The organism is Gilliamella sp. (assembly GCF_024104075.1).
In the GTDB taxonomy this organism is placed as follows: domain Bacteria; phylum Pseudomonadota; class Gammaproteobacteria; order Enterobacterales; family Orbaceae; genus Gilliamella; species Gilliamella bombi.
In genome coordinates, this window is record NZ_JAGGHR010000065.1 from 1 (window position 1) to 2,368 (window position 2,368).

Sequence of the window (2,368 nt, forward strand, 5' to 3'; positions counted from 1 at the left end):
TACACCGCCCGCTACATCAGCCAAGACCCCATAGGACTTGCCGGCGGCGAAAACGCCTATAGCTACGTTCCTAACCCACTGGCTTGGATTGACCCGTTGGGGTTGTCGGGTGAGTGTCCGGGGATTAATAATATTAATGGCAATTCAAACTCTTCTGCTCACAATGCTGCTAGTTATGAAAAATTAAAATTAGATCTTAAGACAACCGAAGCAGCTAATAATGTTGTTGAAAGTCTTAGAGAAACAGGACAGTTACCTTCAAATTACGTAACCAAGAAACAGGCTGCTCAACAAGGTTGGTCTCCAGGTAAAGCATTAAATAATACAGTGCCAGGGGGACAAATTGGAGGGGATGTTTTTCATAATACAACAGGAGTATTACCTAATAGCCCAAATCGTGTTTGGTATGAAGCAGATATTGGAATAAACAATAAGATGTCTAGAAGTAATCAGTTAGGAACAAGATTGCTATATTCGAATGATGGTTTACTATACATAACAACAGATCATTATTTAACAACCACTAAAATAGGAAGATGGAAATAGCTATGAAAAAAATAGTGTTAAATGGGGAAAATATTCACTCAGAATCTGATTTTCATAAACAAATAGCAACTTTATTAGGTTTTAGTCAATACTATGGTGAAAATCTAGATGCATTATGGGATTGCTTGAGTTATGACGTAGAACGCCCAGTTTTAATAATATGGAACAATTCAGATTGTTCCAAAAGGCAGCTAGGAGAAATGACATTTAATAATATTATAAAAATATTTCAATTAGTAAAGGAACAAGATATAGACTCAAATTTAACAGAAAAAATTAATTTTGAATTAAGATAATAAAGTGTGATGCAGGAAGTTAAGCCCTATGGCGACTTAGCTATCGAATACCGCACCGTCCCACAAAACCTACGCTTTCAAGGAAAGTATTTTGACGAGGACAAATTTGTCTGGAACAAATTTGAACAATGCTTTAGCATTGGCCCTGCAAGGGTGAGTATCAGGATGATACGAATAATCAGGACTACACTATAATCGCTACCGCTATTACGACCCGTACACCGCCCGCTACATCAGCCAAGACCCCATAGGACTTGCCGGCGGCGAAAACGCCTATAGCTACGTTCCTAACCCCCTGGCTTGGATTGACCCGTTGGGGTTGTCGGATGAGTGTCCGGGGACGAATCCAGTAAAAAATAGCGGTAGTAAAGAACAAAAGCTAGATTGGAATTCTTGGGACTATTATGAAAAAGTTACGGTTAATGGTCGAGTATATGCAAAAATTGGAGATAGGTTATATTCACGCCATGCTGTTGACAGGATGTTACCTTCAGGATTAGGCTCCCCTGCAGGCACTGTTAGTTCAGGGCGTAATATTTCATCAAACATCGTAGAATATGTTATAAAAAACGGAGCTAAGACAAATTCAATTGTTAATGGGGTGGAAAGAACTGTACATAGAAGTGGTGATGTAGGAGTTGTAACTGAAGGTAATGGTAAATTTGTTTTGACTATTTTAAGGGGGAAAACGTAATAATGAATTGGATATATCCTAATGTTATTAACTTTCTAAAAATCAAATGTTACTCTTTTTTGAATAAAGAAATCAGTGTAGAGGAAATACAATCTATCATTTATAATACAGAACATCAAATTTTATCTATAGAAGAAAAATGGTTAAGAGAATTACTTTTTAACATAGAGAATGAAATTGAATTATTACGTTACACAGTAGATAAAGAGCAGCTAGAAACTTCGGTTGAACTTATTATTAAAAATCTAATAACTAAACTAAAATAGATCGGCTGTAGGAAATCATCTGAGCTGTTTACACCTCATGATTAAAATAATTCTCTGAAACCTCATAAGGCATTTTTCCCGAAAATCACTTTATGAGGTTTAACTGTATTATAGTAGTTAATAAAATCGCTACCTCAAGGTAATCAGCTATTATTAGAAGTTGCGGAGGCTCGATTGAGATACTGATATGAAAAAATACATCAAAGAAATGCTACAATTACAAAATACCATAATAACTGTTTTTAAAAAGGTTTATCCAGAAGTTAAGGATTATAATTTATTACTAGATTGCCCTAAAAAAGGAAAATTGGATATTAATGGACAACAATGGCTATTTGTAAAGCATGGTAAAGGACTGAAATTTATTAGGAAGGATCCTCTGCCTGAGATTATTATTGATATGCATAACTATTTTTCAGAGCCAAATGTGCTAGATGAATGGAGATTAGAGCAATATATTGATTCATTGAATCTAACTTATTCTACAATCGATATCAAAAATTGTTTACATGAATTAACATTAACTCTTTTTTTAAAAAGAATATCCGAACAACAATATAAATTAA

At 34.8% G+C, this 2,368-nt stretch carries 5 protein-coding genes and 1 pseudogene; all 6 read left to right on the forward strand.

Annotated elements, in window-relative coordinates:
* A partial coding sequence (locus J6569_RS11035) for a ribonuclease domain-containing protein (RefSeq protein ID WP_296318500.1) occupies positions 1-546 on the forward strand: 546 nt, incomplete at its 5' end.
* Positions 547-548: 2 nt separating this feature from the next.
* Positions 549-842 carry a barstar family protein gene (locus J6569_RS11040; protein ID WP_075539320.1) on the forward strand — a complete coding sequence of 98 codons (294 nt, stop codon included), beginning with the start codon at positions 549-551 and terminating at the stop codon, positions 840-842.
* Between the two features lie 190 nt (positions 843-1,032).
* Positions 1,033-1,152: pseudogene (locus J6569_RS11045) on the forward strand (RHS repeat-associated core domain-containing protein); the annotation flags it as partial.
* A 3-nt stretch (positions 1,153-1,155) separates the two neighbouring features.
* On the forward strand, positions 1,156-1,536 hold the full coding sequence (locus tag J6569_RS11050) for a hypothetical protein (protein ID WP_296318502.1): 381 nt from the start codon (positions 1,156-1,158) through the stop codon (positions 1,534-1,536).
* A gap of 59 nt (positions 1,537-1,595) precedes the next feature.
* A complete protein-coding gene (locus J6569_RS11055) occupies positions 1,596-1,802 on the forward strand; it encodes a hypothetical protein (RefSeq protein WP_296318504.1) in 207 nt (68 codons plus the stop codon).
* A gap of 187 nt (positions 1,803-1,989) precedes the next feature.
* Positions 1,990-2,368, forward strand: a 379-nt coding sequence (locus J6569_RS11060; RefSeq protein WP_296318506.1) for a hypothetical protein, incomplete at its 3' end; no start/stop codon positions are given.

Excerpts from the sequence above, each read along its gene's own strand:
- J6569_RS11040 (WP_075539320.1), top strand. The coding sequence starts at position 549 with ATGAAAAAAATAGTGTTAAATGGGGAAAATATTCACTCAGAATCTGAT.